Genomic DNA, 18,434 nt, shown 5'->3' with positions numbered 1-18,434 from the left:
CGCTAACCTCATCTGGTCCGACAGCAGCAGCGGTTCGGGTAGCCCGGACCAACACAGTGGCGTGTCGTCAGGAGACTGGAGTAGTGGACCTCTACGAGTACCAGGCGAGGGATCTCTTCGCCGCCCATGGTGTACCGGTTCTGCCGGGTGCCGTGGCTAGCAACCCCGAAGAAGCCAAGGCTGCCGCGGAGCAGATCGGCAACCAGGTCGTCGTCAAGGCCCAGGTGAAGACCGGTGGCCGCGGCAAGGCGGGCGGCGTCAAGCTCGCCCAGACCCCCGACGAGGCCGCCGAGAAGGCGGAAGCCATCCTCGGCCTCGACATCAAGGGCCACATCGTGCACCGCGTGCTGGTGGCGGAGGCCTCGGACATCGCGTCCGAGTACTACTTCTCCTTCCTGCTTGACCGTGCCAACCGGACCTTCCTCGCGATGGCGTCCGCCGAAGGTGGCGTCGAGATCGAGCAGCTCGCCGTGGAGCGCCCCGAGGCGCTCGCCAAGATCCCCGTCGACGCGATCGCCGGTGTGGACAAGGCGAAGGCGCTGGAGATCCTGACCGCGGGCAAGTTCCCGGCCGAGATCATCGACGAGGCCGCCGACGTCGTCGTCAAGCTCTGGGAGACCTTCGTCTCCGAGGACGCGACGCTGGTCGAGGTCAACCCGCTGGTCCGCGACCCGCAGGACAAGATCATCGCCCTCGACGGCAAGGTGACCCTGGACGAGAACGCCGGCTTCCGGCACCCCGACCACGAGGCGCTCGTCGACAAGCAGGCCGAGAACCCCCTCGAGGCCAAGGCCAAGGCCGCGGACCTCAACTACGTCAAGCTCGATGGCCAGGTCGGCATCATCGGCAACGGCGCGGGCCTCGTCATGTCCACTTTGGACGTCGTGGCGTACGCGGGTGAGAAGCACGGCGGCGTCAAGCCCGCCAACTTCCTCGACATCGGTGGCGGCGCCTCGGCGCAGGTCATGGCGGCCGGTCTGGACGTCATCCTCAACGACACCGACGTCAAGAGCGTCTTCGTGAACGTCTTCGGTGGCATCACCGCCTGCGACGCGGTCGCCAACGGCATCGTCGAAGCGCTGAAGATCCTCGGCGACGAGGCGACCAAGCCGCTGGTGGTCCGGCTCGACGGCAACAACGTCGAAGAAGGCCGCCGCATTCTGGCGGACGCCAATCACCCGTTGGTGACCGTCGTGGACACCATGGACAACGCGGCCGACAAGGCCGCCGAGCTCGCTGCGGCAGGTGCGTGACATGTCGATCTTCCTGACCGAGAACAGCAAGGTCATCGTCCAGGGCCTCACCGGCTCCGAGGGCATGAAGCACGCCACGAAGATGCTGAAGTCCGGCACCAACATCGTGGGTGGCGTCAACGCTCGCAAGGCGGGCACGACCGTCACCATCGAGGGCAAGGACCTCAAGGTCTTCGGCACCGTCGAAGAGGCCATCAAGGAGACCGGCGCCGACGTGTCGGTCGTCTTCGTGCCGCCGAAGTTCGCCAAGGACGCGGTCCTCGAGGCGATCGACGCCGAGATCGGCCTCGCCGTGGTCATCACCGAGGGCATCCCGGTGCACGACTCGGCCTACTTCTGGGCGCACGCGGTCGCCAAGGGCAACAAGACCCGCATCATCGGGCCGAACTGCCCCGGCGTGATCAGCCCCGGCAAGTCGAACGCCGGCATCATCCCGGCCGACATCTCGGGCCCCGGCAAGATCGGCCTCGTGTCGAAGTCGGGCACGCTGACCTACCAGATGATGTACGAGCTGCGCGAGATCGGTTTCTCGACGGCTGTCGGCATCGGTGGCGACCCGGTCATCGGCACCACGCACATCGACGCGCTCGCCGCGTTCCAGGATGACCCCGAGACCGAGGTCATCGTGATGATCGGTGAGATCGGTGGCGACGCGGAAGAGCGCGCGGCCGACTACATCAAGGCCAACGTGACCAAGCCGGTCGTCGGCTACGTCGCGGGCTTCACCGCGCCGGAGGGCAAGACCATGGGTCACGCCGGCGCGATCGTCTCGGGTTCGTCCGGCACCGCCGCCGCCAAGAAGGAGGCCCTCGAGGCCGCCGGCGTCAAGGTGGGCAAGACCCCGAGCGAGACCGCCGAGCTGGCGCGCGAGATCTACCAGGGTCTGCACGCCTGATCAAGGCTGACTGAAAAGGGCCGGACACCGCGTCTTGGTGTCCGGCCCTTTTGTGCTCGCGCAAGTGGCTAGATGACTAGGCCACTTTGCTACGCTTGGCGCATGGTTGATTCCGAGAAGCTCGAAGCGCACCTGGCCGGGATGCAACGCCAGATGTCGGACCTGCAGTGCGACGCCACCACCGCCAGGGTGCTGGCGGTGGCCGCGGATCGCGAGGTGTCCGAGTGCCGGGGAACGCTGTCCGCGCACACCCGCGTGCTCAGCGACCTCAGCCAGACGCAGTCCGAGCACCTCAAGGAGACCCGCACCTTCGAAACGAAGATGAGCATCTTCGAGGCGCGCTCGCGGTCCGCTCAGCTGGAGACGACGCTCCACCAAGCCGACGTCCGCGCCCAGCTCGCCAAGCTCGACCAAGGCATGGCCGAACTCACCGCCCTCTTGCGCACGGTCCTCGACAAACTCGGGTCGTGAGTGTTTGGACCGGTTAGAACCGGCCGTACCACTCACGACCCCAGGGCTCGGGGTGGGCTGGGTCATGGGGCCGGGTTGGCAAAGGGGCCACTTGGCGGGGTGGGGTTTTGTACGGTGGAAGTGCAACCGATCGGGTGAACGCGGCGTCTTACACCCGAAACCGCGGGTGACCGCGGGTGCGCTAGCGTTTCCCCACATCACAGGCGCCTCGTTTGTCCCGGGTGTACCGCCTGCTCCCGGGGCGCCGGTCTTCTAGGACAGGAGTGAGCTCGGATGACCTTCCCCAGCGGTGGGCCTGGCTACCCCCAGCAGGGTGGCGCCCAGCCCCACCAGCCCGCGCCGAACACGGGCGGATTCCCTCCCCAGGCGCCGCCGCCATCGGCACCCGCCTCGGCGGAGAACCCGCTGAACCTCGGTCTGCTGCTCGCGTTGGCGGTCGCCGTCCTCGGTCTGGTCCAGTACTTCATCGGTTTCTCCGACGAGGCCAACCGGGCGGGCTCGGTGACGATGTACCTGCTCGTCGCCGGTCTGCTCGCCGGGCTGCGCGCGCTGCCGAAGGGGCCGAAGGCGCTGCCGTTCGCCGCGCTGTTCAGCGTGCTCGGCGCGTTCCAGGCGCTCGACCTGGTCATCTCGACGCCGACCGACGCCAGCACGCCGGGCATCATCACGGTGATCCTGATCCTCGGCATCCTGCAGATGCTGGTCGCGGTCGCGGCGCTGCTGTTCGAGCACGACGTGATCAAGCTGCCCGCGCCGAAGCCCGCCGCGCCGCAGAGCCCGTACGGCCAGCCCTACGGTCAGCAGTTCGGCCACCAGCCGCCGCAGTTCCAGCAGGGCCCGCCCCAGCAGCAACAGCACCAGCCGCCGACCGGCGCGCAGCCGCAGCAGCCGTCGTCCGGCCCGCAGGGCACGCAGTTCAACCCGCCCGTCGCGCCGCCGGCCGGCCCCGGCTCCGGCGCCACCACCTACGCGCCGCAGCAGGGTCAGTTCTTCTCGTCGGAGCCGACCCAGGCCACCCCGCCGCCGTCCTCGCCCGGCACCCCGCCCGGCGGATTCGGTGAGCCCAAGTAAGTCCCTGAACTGGGAAGACCACCCGTGGTGACGCTCCGTGTCACCGCGGGTGTTTTCTTTTCCGGATTGACCCGTCCGAGTGGGCGTGCTCTCACATCCGCCTGGCCGGGCGGCGTGTCTCACCCGGTCGGAGCAAACCGGGTGTCAGGGTGCCGATCATGGCGGATCTGCTCACCCACGAGGCCGATGAGTGGTCCGACGTCGACGAACCGGTCGCCGCGCCGTCGCCGTCCGCCCGGCTGCGGGTGCTGCTCTTCGCCGCGCTCGCCCCGCTCGTCACCGGCTACGCGCTGGTCGCGACGCTGCTCGCGCTGATCACCGTCACCGCCGAGCGCGCGCGGTTCACCGTGATCGGCGTGGTGCTCTCGGCCGGGCCTGGCTGGCTCGCCTCGTTCCAGGTCCCGATCGACATCGGCGGCAAACCGCTCGGCGTGCTGCCGCTGCTGCCGACGATCGGGCTCGCCGTGCTCAACGCCCGTACCGCGGGCGGCGCGGCGCAGCGGCTCGGGCTTCGCTCGCCGCGTGAGGCCGTGCCGGTCGTCGTGGTGATCGGGTTCGCGCACGCGACGTTCGGCGTGCTCATCGCGCTGATCGCGGACGGCAGGCAGATCGGTGTCGACGCGTTCACCGCGTTCGCCGTTCCCGGGCTGTTCGCCGCCGCCGCCGCGATCGCCGGGGTGGCCAACCGGTGCGGCATGCTCGACGTGGCCGCCGAGTACCTCGATCCGCTGGCGCTGCGCGGTCTGCGGGCGGGCGCGCTGGGCATGGCCGCGCTGCTCGCCGCGGGCGCGGTGACGTACACGCTCAGCCTCGCGCTGTCCTGGTCCACTGTGGACGATCTGTTCGAGCCCGCGTTCGGCAGCAGCCTCGGGCTTTTCCTGCTTTCGCTGGGCTACCTGCCCAACGCGATCGTGGCGGCGCTGTCGTTCGCGTCCGGGCCCGGCTTCTCACTCGGCTCCGTGACGGTGACGCCGTTCGGCTTCACCGGCGGCGCGGTGCCGGGGGTGCCGCTGCTCGGCGGCATCCCCGATCACCACGCCATGTGGTGGCCGGTGCTGATGCTGCTGCCACTGGCGGCGGGCGCGCTCGTCGGCTGGTCGGTGCGCAAGATCGACGACGACCCGGTCGCCCGGCTGCGCACGGTCGCCGTCGCGGGCGCGCTCGTCGGGTTCGGCTGTGTCGTGCTGGGGACGCTCGCGGGCGGGCGGCTCGGGCACGGGCCGTTCGATCCGGTGAGTGTGCCGGTCGGGATCGCCTCGGTGATCGCGTTCGCCTGGATCGTGGTTCCCGGCTGCTTCGTCGCGTTCTTCGCGGGTCCGCATTCGCCGCCCGCCGCGCCCAGCGAGGTCATGGGCGTCGAGACGGACAAGGCGATCGAAGCCGCCGAGGAGACCGAACTCGAAGAGTCCGAAGAGGCCGAGGCGTCCGAGGACGTCGACGAGACCGAAACTCCTGAGGAGCCCGAGGAACCTGAGGTGCCTGAGGCGCTCGAGGAACCCGAAACCCCAGAAGAACCGGAAGCCGACGAAGCGGTCACCGAGCCGGAGCCCGTCGAAGCACCAGCCGAGGCAGTGACGGAAACCACTGAAGATTCCGACTCCGAATCCGAGCCCGCACCGGCCGATCAAGATCAACAGCCGGACCGTTAGAGTGCGTGTGACCTGGTGAATCGCCGTGCACCCGAGTGTGCGCGGCCCCGGCAAGGAGATTGTCCTGGCTAGTCGGTTGGACCTGCCCTCGCCGGTGAAGATCGTGGTGCTGGCCTCCGGCTCCGGCACCCTGTTGCAGGCGCTGCTCGACGCGGTCGCCGCCAACGACTATCCCGCCAAGGTGGTCGCGGTCGGCGCCGACCGCACCGGGATCGAGGCGCTCGCCAGGGCCGAGCGCGCGCACGTGCCGTCGTTCACCGTGCGGGTCGCCGACCATCCGGACCGCGACGCGTGGGACAAGGCGCTCACCGAAGCGGTCGCCGCCTACTCGCCGGACCTGGTCGTCTCGGCCGGGTTCATGAAGATACTCGGCGCCGAGTTCCTCGCCAGGTTCCCGAACCGCGTGGTCAACACGCATCCCGCGCTGCTGCCCGCGTTCCCCGGCATGCACGCGGTCGCCGACGCGCTCGCGCTCGGCGTCAAGGTCACCGGCTCGACCGTGCACTTCGTGGACTCCGGGGTGGACACCGGACCGATCATCGCCCAGGAGGCGGTGCTCGTGGAGTCCGACGACGACGAAGCCGTGCTGCACGAACGCATCAAGGCCGTGGAACGCAGGCTGCTGGTGGAAACGATCGCAAAGCTCGGCCGACATGGCTGTGCTGTCGAAGGACGAAAGGTGATTCTCTCGTGAGCACTGGACTGCGCCCTGTTCGCCGTGCGCTGATCGGCGTCTCGGACAAGGCTGGCCTGCTGGAGCTCGCGACCGGGCTGCACGCCGCGGGCGTCGAGATCGTCTCGACCGGCGGCACCGCGAAGGTCATCGCCGACGCGGGCGTGCCGGTCACCCCGGTCGAAGAGGTCACCGGGTTCCCCGAGTCGCTCGACGGCCGCGTGAAGACGCTGCACCCGCGCGTGCATGCCGGGCTGCTGGCCGACATGGACCGGCCGGAGCACGTCGAGCAGCTCAAGCAGCTCGGCATCGCGTCGTTCGACCTGCTCGTGGTCAACCTGTACCCGTTCACCCAGACCGTCGCCTCGGGCGCGAGCCCCGAGGACTGCGTCGAGAACATCGACATCGGCGGCCCGGCGATGGTCCGCGCGGCCGCCAAGAACCACGGCTCGGTGGCCGTCGTCGTCGACCCGTCGCGCTACGAGTGGGTGCTCGACCGCGTGAAGAGCGGCGGCTTCGAGCTCACCGACCGCAAGCGGCTCGCGGCACAGGCGTACGCGCACACCGCCGCGTACGACACGGCCGTCGCGTCCTGGTTCGCCAGCGCGTACGCGCCAGCCGACGACTCCGGCTTCCCCGACTTCCTCGGCGGCACCTGGGAGCGCGGTGACGTGCTGCGGTACGGCGAGAACCCGCACCAGAAGGCCGCGCTGTACAAGAACGTCCACGGTGGACTCGCGCACGCGGAGCAGTTGCACGGCAAGGCCATGTCGTACAACAACTACGTCGACACGGACGCCGCGCGCCGCGCCGCCTACGACTTCAGCGAGCCGGCGGTCGCGATCATCAAGCACGCCAACCCGTGCGGCATCGCGGTCGGCGCGGACGTCGCCGAGGCGCACCGCAAGGCGCACGCCTGCGACCCGGTCTCGGCGTACGGCGGCGTCATCGCGACGAACCGGCCGGTGACGCTGGCCGCCGCCGAGCAGATCGCCGAGATCTTCACCGAGGTCGTGCTCGCGCCCGACTTCGACGCCGACGCGCTGGAAGTGTTGTCCCGCAAGAAGAACATCCGCCTGCTGAAGCTGCCCGCCTCGGCGGGCCTGGGCATCGAGCTGCGCCCGATCTCCGGCGGTGTGCTGCTGCAGACCACCGACCAGATCGACGCGCCCGGCGACAGCCCGGCCAACTGGACGCTCGCCTGCGGCACGGCCGCCGACGAGAAGACGCTGGCCGACCTCGAGTTCGCGTGGCGCGCGGTGCGTGCGGTGAAGTCCAACGCGATCCTGCTCGCGGACGAGCTCGCCACCGTCGGCGTCGGCATGGGGCAGGTCAACCGGGTCGACTCGGCGCGGCTCGCCGTGCAGCGTGCCGGTGACCGCGCCAAGGGTTCGGTCGCGGCCTCTGACGCGTTCTTCCCGTTCGCCGACGGCCTCGAGGTGCTGCTCGGCGCCGGCGTCCGCGCGGTCGTGCAGCCGGGTGGTTCGGTGCGCGACGCCGAGGTGATCGCCGCGGCGGAGGCCGCCGGGGTGACCCTCTACCTGACCGGGACGCGCCACTTCGCGCACTGAGATTCAAAACTGGGGGAACAGTGTCGTATCCACCGCAGCAGCAGCCGCCGGGCTGGGGTCAGCCGCATCAGCAGCAACCCTGGCCCGGTTACGGCTACCAGCAGCAACCGCCGCCGAAGAAGAAGCGGACGGGGCTGTGGATCTCGCTGTCCATCGTGTTCGTGCTGCTGGCGGCGGGTATCCCGCTGGGCTTGTTCGCCAAGGACTACTTCGCCTCGGTGGGTATCGCGGCGAACTCGCCGTCGCCGCGCGGCGAATGCATGGTCAAGACCGAAGGGCTGCTGGAGCGGCTCTACACCCCGACCCCGACCGGGCCGTCCGACGAGGCGCCCGTCGGGATCGGGGAGAACGCGGGCAAGCGGTACGGCTGCAGCTGGCGGCCGATGAAGAGCGAGCACGTCCACGACCGGCAGCTGTCGGTCATCGTGTCCAAGTACCCCAGGCCGGACATCGCGCAGGGTGACTTCAAGGCCAGGCTGAGCCCGTACAAGAAGCAGATGACGATCCCCGGTGTCGGCGACGATTCGATTCTGGAATCACTCGACACCGACAGCTCGTTCAGCGGCGCCGAGCTGATGTTCGTGCGTGGCACGTACTACGTCGACATCATCTACAAGGGCTGGGACAAGACGTTCTTCAGTACCGAGCCGATTCCCGCGGAGGAGTCGGCCGCGGCGGTGAAGGACGTCGCGAACGATCTGCTGGTCGAACGCGTGAGGTAGGAGCACGACTGCCCGTATCGTCGCTGGTATGAAGGCGCTCGCAAGGGCCAAAAGCGCGGTCGGGCTGCTCCGCGATCCGTTCACCGGCTATCCGGAGCTGTACCGCCGGTTCGGGCCGGTCAGCGAGATCGGGCCGTACACGCACCTGCTCGGGCCGGAGGCGAACAAGTTCGTCTTCGCCAACGCGGAGCTGTTCAGCTGGCGCGGCGCGTTCGAGCCGCTCATCCCGGTCGACGGCGAGACCGCGCTGATCGTCAGCGACGGCGAGGACCACCAGCGGAGGCGACGGCTCGTCACACCCGCGTTCAGCCGCACCCGGATCGCGGGCTACGAGAAGACGATGGCCGCGCATGCCGACCGGGTGATCGACACCTGGCGGCCGGGTTCGGTCGTCGACGTCTACGACCAGTTCCGGACCGCGATCCGGCGCGCCACGATCGAGGTCCTGTTCGGGCCGGTGCTCGCGGCCGACGAGCCGGTGCTCGGCCGAGACCTGCAGATCGCGCTCGACCTGCTCGACCAGAGCCCGCTTTTGCAGCCGGTGCAACAGTTCCTGCCCGCCTACCGGCGCGCGGTCGCCGCTCGCGCGCGGGTCGAGGCGAAGGTGCGGTCGGAGATGGCGCGCGAGCGTTCGGGTGACGACGTGCTCGGCGCGTTGCTGGGCTCCGGACTGTCCGATGTGGAGATCGTCGATCAGGTGATCTCGCTGATCGCGGCCGGATACGAGACGACGAGCGCGGCGATGGCGTGGGCCGTGCGCGCGCTGCTGATGAACCCCGGAGAGTCCTCTTTGGACGACGTGGTTTCGGAGACGCTGCGGCTGTATCCGCCCGCGGTCATCAGCCTGCGCAAGACCGTCCGGGAGTTCACCTACGAGGGGCATCGGGTGCGTGCCGGGCGCTTCGTGGTCTACAGCCCGTTCGTGACGCACCGGCTCGAAGAGGTCTGGCCCGACCCGTTGCGCTTCGACCCGAGTCGTTGGGAGACAGGGAAACCGAGCCCGCACGAGTATCTGCCGTTCGGCGGCGGTCCGCATCGATGCGTCGGCTCGCATTTCGCGACGACGGAGTTGCGGACGATGCTCGCGCGGCTTCGGCAGCGGGTTTCGCTGGAGTTGCTGGACGACGCGTTCAAGCCGACCTCGCTGGCCGCGATGCGGCCCCGCGACGGTGTGCGAGTGCGGGTGCTCGCGGTCAGCTGATCAGATGCGCGATGAGGTCTTCTTGGTGCTGATAGGGGACTTCTTCGGGCAGCAGCCCGGTCGCGGCGTCGAGGTCGCCGTCGCGGACGAGCGCGTGGATCTCGTGGGCCAGCGGGGTCACGTCGGTGATGGAGACCGTCCATTCGTCGGCGTAGCGGCGCGCGGCTTCGCCGGAGAGCCCCAGCTGCAACGAGCGAAAGTCGCGCGGCCCGAGATGGAGCGTGCGTTCGGGGTCCCATTGGACCCGCGCGGGTGACTGCCTGAGCTGGCGTTTCCAGCTGGCGGCGTCCGTGTGCAGCGCCCGGTCGTAGTGGGACAGGCAAGCGTTGCGCAATGCCCATTCGAAGCCCTCGCGGGTGATTTCGACGGCGAGCACGGTCTCCTGACCTTCCTTGGTGCCCCAGCCGCAGCGGTACATCATCCAGAGGAACGACGGCTTGATCCAGGTCATCCGGTCGCGTTTCCACTCGGGCGGGAAGCGACCGTCGCGCGCCGCGGGCAGGCCGATGTGCGGGCCGTACGCCTGGTAGACGGTGACCGTGGTGGGCGTCAGTTTCGCGCGGATTTGATGTTTCGGGTTTTTCATGGCGCTCAGCTTGACGGTGGTCGCGTGTCGCGCGCCACTGAATTTACCTCAAGACTCCCTATCTTCCGGAAGATAGGGTACTTTTAGGAATATGGATCAGGAGTTGTACTCGGTTGAGCAGGTAGCCGACCGGCTCGGCCTGCATGTGCGCACGGTGCGCAACTACGTGCGGGACGGCCGGCTCAAGGCTGTGCGCATCGGCAAGCAGTACCGGATCGCGCGCGAAGACCTCGAGGCGCTGACCGGCGGGGTCGTCCCGGCGACGCCGCGCGAGTCGGCTGTCAGGACCCGGCGGGTCGAGGTGACGACGATCCTCCAGGTCGACGCGATCGACCGTGACGGCGCCAGCCGGGTGGTGCTCGGGCTCAACGCGTCGCTGCAGGGGCGTGAGCCCGGCGGGCCGCCGGTGCGCATCGAGTCCGCGTATGACGAAGAGCGCGCGAGTTTGAAGGTGATCGTGCTGGCCAGCCCGCTCGACACCGCGAAGTTGCTGGAAATAGCCGACATGCTGATGGGGTGAACGATGAACATCTACAAGAGCGAAGCGGGTCGTCAGCTGCTCGAAGGCAAGTACCGTGAGGCGCTGAAGACGTGGCCGGTCGAGCACGAGACGCTGACCGTCCCGACCCGCGAGGGTGACACCTTCGTCGTCGCGAGTGGTCCCGCCGACGCGCCGCCGGTGATCGCGTTGCATGGTTCGATGGCGAATACGTTGCGGTGGCTGGGTTCGGTGGGCGAGTGGGCGCGAAACCATCGTGTCTACGCCGTCGACATCATCGGCGAGCCTGGCCTGAGCGCGCCTGCCCGGCCGCCGATGGACACCGACGCGTATGCGCTCTGGCTCTCGGATGTGTTGCGGGAGCTGGGAATCGAGCGTGCCACGGTGATCGGGGAGTCACTCGGTGGCTGGCTGGCGCTCGACTTCGCGACCCGGCGGCCGGAGCAGGTGACGAGCCTGGTGTTGCTGACGCCCGGCGGGGTCGGGCGTCAGAAGATGGCTGTGTTGTTCAAGGCGCTGTTCTGGCGGATGTTCGGGGAGTGGGGGCAGCGTCGCGCGCTGGCGACCGCGATCGGCACCGAGCTGGACCCGGTGGCCGCGAGCTACGTTCTGGCCATCTCGAAGAACTTCAAGCCTCGGACGAAGCCGCTGCCGGTGTTCTCCGACGAGACGTTGCGCGTGCTGAAAATGCCGATGCTGGTCGTGGTCGGCGCCAGGGACCAGATGCTCGACACCACGCAGACGGCCTCGCGGCTGGGCGCGGCGGCGGCGCAGGCTCGTATCGAGGTGCTGCCGTCGGCCGGGCACTACCTGCCGGACCAGACGAAGGTGATCACCGAGTTCTTGGCGGGCGTCCATGCTTGAGGTCGCCGTCGAAGGGCCGGTGCTCGGGTCCTATCGCGATGCGGTGGATCTGGTCGGCGAGGCGCTGAGCGCGGACACGAACGTGGTCGTCATCCCGGTTTCGCGGCTGGGCGCCGGCTTCTTCCGGCTGGAGACCCGGATCGCGGGCGAGTTCCTGCAGAAGCTGCTGGACTACCGGCTGCGCGTGGTGATCGTCGGGGACATCTCGGAGTACCTGGCGGCCTCGGACGCGCTGCGGGCCTTCGTCTACGAGTCGAACAAGGGGCGGCAGGTGCGGTTCACCTCCTCCTTTGAGACTTTGGAGCAGGAATGGCTGGCTGGCGCACGCTAAGTCTCAATCGAGTGTTCAAAGATACGATTGACTCTCATGAGTCAGGACATTCGAGACTTCGTAACCCCGTCATGTGAGCTGCTGGCGTTCGGTGAGCCGACGCATCAGGGGCCGGCCTTCCGGCGGCTTCGCAACGAGCTGTTCCCCCAGCTCGCCGGCCACGGCTTCCGGTCGATCGCGCTGGAGACCGACCGCGTGGCCGCGTACATTGTGGACGATTATGTCCGCGAGGGCGTCGGAACCCTCGAAAAGGTTATGAGCGAAGGCTTTTCGCACAATTTCGGCGAGCCGGAGGACAACCGGCTGCTGGTCGCTTGGCTTCGCGAGTACAACGACGGGCGCCCGGCGGAAGAGCGCTTGGCATTCCACGGTTTCGACGCGGCCACGGAGAACTTCAGCGCGCCGAGCCCGCTCGGGTATCTCGAATACGCCCGCGATTACCTGGGGCTCGACACCGACTTCGCGAGCCTCGCCGGCGAGGACGAACAGTGGAGCCGCACCGAGGCGATCATGGACCCGGCCATGTCGATCGGCGACACCGTGCCCGCCCGCGAACTCCGGGTGCTCGCCGATGACATGCTCACCACGCTCTACTGGCGCGGCCCCGAGCTGATCGAGACGACTTCGCGTGCGGAGTGGTTCAGGGCCGAGGCGAACCTCACCACAGGCCTGGATTTGTTGCGCTATCACAAGCAGGCGTCGGCGAAACTCGAAGTCAACGCGCGCGTGTCACGGCTGATGGCGACCCGTGACGCGTTCATGTCCCAGAACCTGTTCGCCATCAGGCGGGCGGAGGCGGACAGGGGGCCGACGTTCGTCTTCGCGAACAACGCGCACCTGCAACGGAATCTCGGCCGCTGGGCGCTGGGCGGGCGGGACTTCACGTGGGCGCCTGCGGGTTCGATCGTGAGTTCGCTGGTGGGCGAGCGCTATGTCGTGGTGCTCGGCAGCCTGGGGCGTAACGCCGACATCGGGTTGGGGGAGCCTGACGCGGACACCTTCGAGGGCGCGCTGCAACGCGATATCGGGACTTGGGGTCTGACGCGGGCCCGCGTATCCGGTCGCAAGCGGACCGATATCGAGGCGCGCCAAGGGTATTTCCCGCTCGAGCAAGCGACGGTCGACGGAGCCGACGCGCTGCTGCACATCAACAACGGCGCGGCATAAGGACTCGTGAGTGGTACGGCCGGTTATTGAGCGGAAGGCCAAATGTGGCTCAGTGTCAGGGTGGTGTGGCCGCCTGGTTGGCGGTTAGGGTCCGGCCTTGATCGCGTGGTGATTCAAAATGTGGCTGTCGCCCCTGCTGTGCGGGTTGACTTGAGCACGAATTGTCCAGCGCGGTCAGGGTTCCGGGCCTGGCTGGCCTGACTTGATAGAAGCGTGGACTAGACGACATCCCACCTCGACTGAGGTGTGTCCGACCAGCCCGGCCCGGTCACACATGTCTCCGGTCTCAGGGAAGGACACGCGCGATGTCCATGGTGGTCATCGGGATCGATGAGCCTGTCACGATTTCTGTGTAAGTCAGAGGTGATTACTTACGTTTTTCAGGTTATCAGAAAGGGAGCCTTCCTGGGAAGAGGCGGGCTAGGGTGTTGAGTGCGACTTTCCAGCCGTGTGTTCCCGTTCCGGATGTTCCGCCGCGTTGACTGGAGATGTTGCGGAGTCCGAGGTAGAGAAGTTTCATGGCTGCGTCTTTGTCGGGGAAGTGTCCGCGGTTCTTGGTGATTTTGCGGAGTTGGAAGTTGATGGATTCGATAGCATTGGTGGTGTAGACGATTTTGCGGAGTTCCGGCGGGTAGTCAAGGAACGGGATGAGGTCATTCCAGGCGTTATGCCACACGTCGATGGCTCCTGGATATTGTTGCCCCCATTTCTTGTCGAATTCGGCCAGGGCGAGTTCGGCGCCTTCGACGGTGGGGGCGCAGTAGATCTCGCGCATCGATGTGGCGATCTTTTTGCGGTCGTTGTAGGACACGAATTTCGAGGCGTTGCGGATGACGTGGACCACGCAGGTCTGCACGACCGTGTCAGGAAAGATCACTTTGATCGCGTCGGGAAGACCGGTCAGGCCGTCGCAGCAGGCGATGAGGATGTCTTTGACGCCACGGTTGCGCAGGTCGGTGACGACCTTCTGCCAGAACTTCGCGGCCTCGGTGTCCTGGATCCAGCAGCCGAGAGCGTGCTTGCGGCCGTCCACGTCGACACCGATGGCCAGGTAGGCGACTTTGGTGGTCACCACGCCGTTGTCTTTGACGCGGATCCGGATTCCATCCACATACAGGATCGGATACACCTCGTCGAGCGGACGTGATTGCCACGCTTTGATCTCGTCGACCACGACATCGGTCACGTTCGATATCAATTCCCGGGAGGCATTCACGCCATAAACTTCCAGCAAATGCGCTTCGATGTCGCGGGTGGTCATGCCCCGGGAGTACAGTGACAGGATCATGTCGTCGATGTTGCCGATCCGACGAGATCGCTTCGGCACGATCGCGGGTTCAAAAGACCCGTTCCGGTCACGCGGAACCTCGATATCGACCGGACCGTTCATCGTCGACACCGTCTTGGTCGACTTCCCATTTCGGGAATTGCCGGAACCGCGACCGGAGGGGTCGCCGGCGTCATAGCCTAAATGGTCGGTCATCTCGGCCTGCAGCGCCCGCTCGAGGACCGCTTTGGTCATTTGATTCAGCAAGCCGTTGACGCCGTCGATCGGCGTTCCGGCCGCTTTGGCGTCCTTCAGCAGCGCGTCGATCGTCTCCGGCGAGAACGTCTCCGCCAGCTGCCGCGCCGCCGCCTCGTCACTGCGACGAGGCGATGTGTTCTGCGTCACTCGGTGTCCCTTCCGACCGCCCACCAGGCCGGTCGATCTTGGTACACCCCCGACCTACACAGTTGGCGTGACACGCCCCGCGGTCACGTTCGGCCCGTAACACGCCGGGGCACTCGCCTCGGCCGGCGCGGCCGCGGTGGTCAGCACCCCGCACCGGCAACGCCGCTGATGCAGCCGATGCTCGGTCACCACGGGCGTGATCTCGGGCAGGTCGTGCACCTGACGGCGCACCACATCGACACTGGGCCGGTTCCGCAACCCGGTCCCGCAGCCCGAGCACGCCGACGGCACATGCTCGACAACCCTGTCGGGATTATCGACCAGCTTCAGGTTCGCGCCCGCCGCACCGGGTTGTTTTCCCTTGCCACGACCGGTTTTTCCGCGCAACGACTTCGGTGCCGGCTTGACATACACGTCCTGCGACGGAGGTTTCGACGAGTTACGCGAGTTCGTCCCCAGCTGCCGTTCCAGCTCCGCGACCCGCTCGGTCATCCGGGCCAGCTCAGCCCGCAACGGCTCAATCGTCGCGATCACCGCGGCCTGAGCCACCACCAAGGCAGCAAGTTCGTCATACGACGGACGCTCACTCCCGGCCACGTGGTGATCATCGCAGAACGACGATCACCACGTGACAGAGACCTGACTAGTTACCCGGCCGTATCACTCACGACCCAACCGAGCTGGGTACTTCAAGGGTCGGCACGCGTACCTGAGCAGTCGGCACGCGTACCTGAAGGGTCGGCGGGCGTGCTGACTCGTCAGGTACGCGTGCCGACTCTCGGGGTACGGGGGTCGTGCGCGTTGCGGGCGGTTAGAACCGCCCGCAACGCTCACGAGCCCTTAAAGCTTGACCATGGGGACGGAGCCGATGAGCATCAGACGGACCTTGCCGGAGCCGCCGAAGTCGATGGTGGCCGTGGCGCGTGGGCCGGTGCCGTCGCAGGAGAGCACCGTGCCGAGGCCGTACTTGTCGTGGCTGACGCGGTCGCCGACTTCGAGCTTCAGCGCGACCGTGTCCTTCCAGCCCTTCGCGGGCGAACCGAAGCTGGTGGACTCCGAGCGTTGCTTGCTGCCCCACGTGGTCGCCACGCGCGGTGAGCCGAAGTTGCCGGTGCCGCCGAAGGCTCGCGAGACCGGTTCCTCGCGGCGCCAGTCGAGCAGCTCGGCCGGGATCTCGTCGAAGAAGCGGGAGGCCGGGTTGTTCATCGGCTGGCCCCACGCGGACCGGGTCATCGCGCGCGAGAGATACAGCCGCTCGCGGGCGCGGGTGATGGCCACGTACGCGAGGCGCCGTTCCTCGGCGAGCTCGGTGGGGTCACCGAGCGCGCGCATGTGCGGGAAGATCCCGTCCTCCCAGCCGGTGCAGAACACGATCGGGTATTCGAGGCCCTTGGCGGTGTGCACGGTCATCAGCGTGACCACACCGGCGTCGTCCGCGTCGTCGCCGCCGTCGGGGTCCGGGATGGAATCCGCGTCGGCCACCAGCGAAACGCGCTCCAGGAACGCCGGGAGCGAGCCGGGCGCCGGGACTCCGGCGTCCGCTTCCTCGACCAGCTCGGCGTTCTCGTCGTTCGCGATCGCGGCGGCGACCTCGACCGTGAACTCGGTGAATTCCCTTGCCACGGTGACGAGTTCCGTCAGGTTCTCGACGCGAGAGGCGTCCTGCGGGTCGTCGGACTCTTCGAGTTCCGTGCGGTAGCCGGTGCGGTCGAGCACCGACTCGAGCACGTCCGCGACCTCCTGGCCGTCGTCGACGAGCTCGCGGAGACCGTCGAGCAGCTCGACGAAACCGGTGATCGACTTGCCGGAGCGCGGGTTCATCAGCGGCATGTCGCCGGTCGCGGCCACCCGCAGCGCCTGCGCGAACGAGATCCGCTCGCGCTCGGCGTACGTGGCGACCACGGCCTCTGCCCTGTCGCCGATGCCGCGCTTGGGCACGTTGAGGATCCGCCGCAGGCTGACCGTGTCTTCCGGGTTCGCCAGCACCCTCAGGTACGCCAGCATGTCCTTGACCTCGCGGCGCTCGTAGAACCGCACGCCGCCGACGACCTTGTACGGCAGGCCGAGTCTGATGAAGATCTCTTCGAACACCCGAGACTGGTTGTTGGTGCGGTAGAACACCGCCACGTCCGAGTAGTTCGCGACGCCCTTGTCGGCGAGCGCGTCGATCTCGCCCGCGACGAAGGCGGCCTCGTCGTGGTCGTTGTCCGCGACGTAGCCGACGATCTTCTCGCCGTCGCCGGAATCGGTCCACAGCCGCTTGTCACGCCGGTTCGGGTTGCGCGCGATGACCGCGTTCGCGGCGGACAAGATCGTTTGCGTGGAACGGTAATTCTGCTCCAGCAGGATGGTGCGCGCGTCGGTGAAGTCGCGCTCGAACTCTTCGATGTTCCGGATGGTGGCGCCGCGGAACGCGTAGATGGACTGGTCCGCGTCACCCACCACGCACAGCTCGGCGGGCGGCACGCCCGACTCGGTCGTCTCCATCCCGACCAGCTCACGGACCAGCGTGTACTGCGCGTGGTTCGTGTCCTGGTACTCGTCGACCATGACGTGGCGGAACCGGCGCCGGTAGTACTCGGCGACGTCGGGGAAGACCTGCAGCAGCTCGACCGTGCGCATGATCAGGTCGTCGAAGTCCATCGCCTTGGCCTGGATCAGCCTGCGCTGGTACTCCGCGTACACCTCGGCGACGCGGCGCTCGAGATCGTTGGCCGCCTGCGAGGCCGCGCCGTCCGCGTCGATCAGCTCGTTCTTGAGGTTCGAGATGTGGATCGCGAGCGTGCGCGCGGGATAGCGCTTGGGGTCGATGTCGAGATCCCGCGCCACGAGCGTGATCAGCCGCTTCGTGTCGTCGGAGTCGTAGATGGAGAAGTTCGACGACAGGTCGAGCGTCTTGGCCTCACGGCGCAAAATCCGCACGCACATGGAGTGGAAGGTCGACACCCACATGGCGTTGGCCCGCCTGCCGACCATCTCGTTCACCCGGTCCCGCATCTCCGCGGCCGCCTTGTTGGTGAACGTGATCGCGAGGATCTGCCCGGGGTGCACATGGCGCTCCGCCAGCAGGTACGCGATGCGCCTGGTCAGCACCCGGGTCTTACCGGAGCCTGCGCCCGCGACGACGAGCAGCGGCGCACCGTGGTGCGTCACCGCCTCACGCTGGGCACCGTTGAGGTCGTCGAGCAGCTCGGCGTGCCGCCGCGGGGTTTCGGGTTGCAGATCGAAGAGGGTGTCCATCAGGAGTCCACGCTACTCGGCGCGTCCGACAAGTTTCGCGGCTACCGCACCGGACGTAGCTTTCGATGCCGCTTCGGGCCCGACGCGCGATCGACTTCGCGCGCGGACGATCGTCTTATGGAAACCCGGATCCCGCATCGACTCCGCGCCGCCGACACCGATCGCGAGCGCGTCGCCGCACTCGTGCAGTCCGCCGTCACCGAAGGCAGGCTGACACTCGAAGAGACAGAGGAACGGCTCGGTGCCGTCTACGCCGTCAAGTACACCGACGAGCTGACCGCGCTCACCGCCGATCTCCCCCAGCCGTCGCCGCCACGACGACGCTTCACACCGCATCCGGCGCTGCGCGTCCACGCCGCTTTCGCGGTGGCGCTCTCCGTGATCTTCCTGATCAGGTGGGCTACTTCGGATGTGCCGTACTTCTGGCCGATCGCGCCGATGTTTTGGCTGGCAGTGAGCTTGGCGGCGCACGCACGCCTCCGAGGCGCAAGGGAACGCCGGGCCGCCGCTGTGCCATACTGATCACATGCGGCACCACGCTGAGCGATTTTTTTACGGGCCCCGGACTC

18 protein-coding genes are annotated in these 18,434 nt (G+C 67.6%); 14 read left to right on the top strand and 4 right to left on the bottom strand.

Annotated elements, in window-relative coordinates:
- Positions 1–83: 83 nt before the first annotated feature.
- The 9 genes from sucC (at position 84) to AB5J62_RS02955 (ending at position 9,506) form a co-directional block, all read left to right on the top strand.
- Complete coding sequence (gene sucC, locus AB5J62_RS02995; protein WP_370946540.1) at positions 84–1,253, top strand: ADP-forming succinate--CoA ligase subunit beta; 1,170 nt, start codon at positions 84–86, stop codon at positions 1,251–1,253.
- 1 nt (position 1,254) lies between these two features.
- Positions 1,255–2,148 (top strand): succinate--CoA ligase subunit alpha, encoded by an 894-nt coding sequence (sucD, locus tag AB5J62_RS02990; RefSeq protein ID WP_370946539.1) that lies wholly within the window; start codon positions 1,255–1,257, stop codon positions 2,146–2,148.
- 102 nt (positions 2,149–2,250) lie between these two features.
- Positions 2,251–2,619 (top strand): hypothetical protein, encoded by a 369-nt coding sequence (locus AB5J62_RS02985; protein ID WP_370946538.1) that lies wholly within the window; start codon positions 2,251–2,253, stop codon positions 2,617–2,619.
- A gap of 273 nt (positions 2,620–2,892) precedes the next feature.
- Positions 2,893–3,690, top strand: a complete 798-nt coding sequence (locus AB5J62_RS02980) for a DUF5336 domain-containing protein (protein WP_370946537.1) — start codon at positions 2,893–2,895, stop codon at positions 3,688–3,690.
- A gap of 158 nt (positions 3,691–3,848) precedes the next feature.
- Positions 3,849–5,339, top strand: a complete 1,491-nt coding sequence (locus tag AB5J62_RS02975) for a DUF6350 family protein (RefSeq protein ID WP_370946536.1) — start codon at positions 3,849–3,851, stop codon at positions 5,337–5,339.
- 76 nt (positions 5,340–5,415) lie between these two features.
- Positions 5,416–6,033, top strand: coding sequence for a phosphoribosylglycinamide formyltransferase (purN, locus tag AB5J62_RS02970; RefSeq protein ID WP_370946535.1), 618 nt, complete (start codon positions 5,416–5,418; stop codon positions 6,031–6,033).
- Positions 6,030–7,583 (top strand): bifunctional phosphoribosylaminoimidazolecarboxamide formyltransferase/IMP cyclohydrolase, encoded by a 1,554-nt coding sequence (gene purH, locus AB5J62_RS02965; protein ID WP_370946534.1) that lies wholly within the window; start codon positions 6,030–6,032, stop codon positions 7,581–7,583. Before purN ends, purH begins: the two co-directional genes overlap by 4 nt.
- 20 nt (positions 7,584–7,603) lie before the next feature.
- Positions 7,604–8,305: a hypothetical protein gene (locus AB5J62_RS02960; protein WP_370946533.1), complete on the top strand. Its 702-nt coding sequence runs from the start codon at positions 7,604–7,606 to the stop codon at positions 8,303–8,305.
- A 28-nt stretch (positions 8,306–8,333) separates the two neighbouring features.
- Positions 8,334–9,506 (top strand): cytochrome P450, encoded by a 1,173-nt coding sequence (locus AB5J62_RS02955; RefSeq protein ID WP_370946532.1) that lies wholly within the window; start codon positions 8,334–8,336, stop codon positions 9,504–9,506.
- On the opposite strand, the gene AB5J62_RS02950 is transcribed toward AB5J62_RS02955, so the two are convergent.
- Positions 9,499–10,092: a DUF4291 domain-containing protein gene (locus AB5J62_RS02950; protein WP_370946531.1), complete on the bottom strand. Its 594-nt coding sequence runs from the start codon at positions 10,090–10,092 to the stop codon at positions 9,499–9,501. The genes AB5J62_RS02955 and AB5J62_RS02950 overlap by 8 nt on opposite strands.
- A 91-nt stretch (positions 10,093–10,183) precedes the next feature.
- On the opposite strand from AB5J62_RS02950, the gene AB5J62_RS02945 reads away from it, so the two are divergent.
- From AB5J62_RS02945 to AB5J62_RS02930, 4 genes are read left to right on the top strand one after another with little or no spacing between them, the layout of a single operon-like run.
- Positions 10,184–10,612 (top strand): helix-turn-helix domain-containing protein, encoded by a 429-nt coding sequence (locus tag AB5J62_RS02945; protein WP_370946530.1) that lies wholly within the window; start codon positions 10,184–10,186, stop codon positions 10,610–10,612.
- Positions 10,613–10,615: 3 nt separating this feature from the next.
- Entirely contained in the window at positions 10,616–11,455 is an 840-nt protein-coding gene (locus AB5J62_RS02940) for an alpha/beta fold hydrolase (RefSeq protein ID WP_370946529.1), read from the top strand.
- Complete coding sequence (locus AB5J62_RS02935; protein ID WP_370946528.1) at positions 11,448–11,786, top strand: DUF4180 domain-containing protein; 339 nt, start codon at positions 11,448–11,450, stop codon at positions 11,784–11,786. The genes AB5J62_RS02940 and AB5J62_RS02935 overlap by 8 nt, the downstream gene beginning before the upstream one ends.
- A 36-nt stretch (positions 11,787–11,822) precedes the next feature.
- Positions 11,823–12,953, top strand: coding sequence for an erythromycin esterase family protein (locus AB5J62_RS02930; RefSeq protein WP_370946527.1), 1,131 nt, complete (start codon positions 11,823–11,825; stop codon positions 12,951–12,953).
- A gap of 388 nt (positions 12,954–13,341) precedes the next feature.
- Here AB5J62_RS02930 and AB5J62_RS02925 read toward each other — a convergent pair whose 3' ends face one another.
- The 3 genes from AB5J62_RS02925 to pcrA all read right to left on the bottom strand — a co-directional run bounded on the left by AB5J62_RS02925 (position 13,342) and on the right by pcrA (position 17,865).
- Positions 13,342–14,574 (bottom strand): IS256 family transposase, encoded by a 1,233-nt coding sequence (locus AB5J62_RS02925; protein WP_370950159.1) that lies wholly within the window; start codon positions 14,572–14,574, stop codon positions 13,342–13,344.
- 105 nt (positions 14,575–14,679) lie between these two features.
- A complete protein-coding gene (locus tag AB5J62_RS02920; protein ID WP_370946526.1) occupies positions 14,680–15,222 on the bottom strand; it encodes a DUF6444 domain-containing protein in 543 nt (180 codons plus the stop codon).
- 243 nt (positions 15,223–15,465) lie between these two features.
- Positions 15,466–17,865, bottom strand: coding sequence for a DNA helicase PcrA (pcrA, locus tag AB5J62_RS02915; RefSeq protein WP_370946525.1), 2,400 nt, complete (start codon positions 17,863–17,865; stop codon positions 15,466–15,468).
- Between the two features lie 117 nt (positions 17,866–17,982).
- Between pcrA and AB5J62_RS02910 the strand changes: the two genes are divergently transcribed.
- Positions 17,983–18,387 carry a DUF1707 domain-containing protein gene (locus AB5J62_RS02910; RefSeq protein ID WP_370946524.1) on the top strand — a complete coding sequence of 135 codons (405 nt, stop codon included), beginning with the start codon at positions 17,983–17,985 and terminating at the stop codon, positions 18,385–18,387.
- Positions 18,388–18,434 lie beyond the last annotated feature (47 nt).

The sequence above is a fragment of the Amycolatopsis sp. cg5 genome, assembly GCF_041346955.1.
Taxonomy (GTDB): domain Bacteria; phylum Actinomycetota; class Actinomycetes; order Mycobacteriales; family Pseudonocardiaceae; genus Amycolatopsis.
The sequence above is the reverse complement of the archived record's forward strand: the minus strand, read 5'-3'. Positions and strand labels throughout refer to the sequence as shown.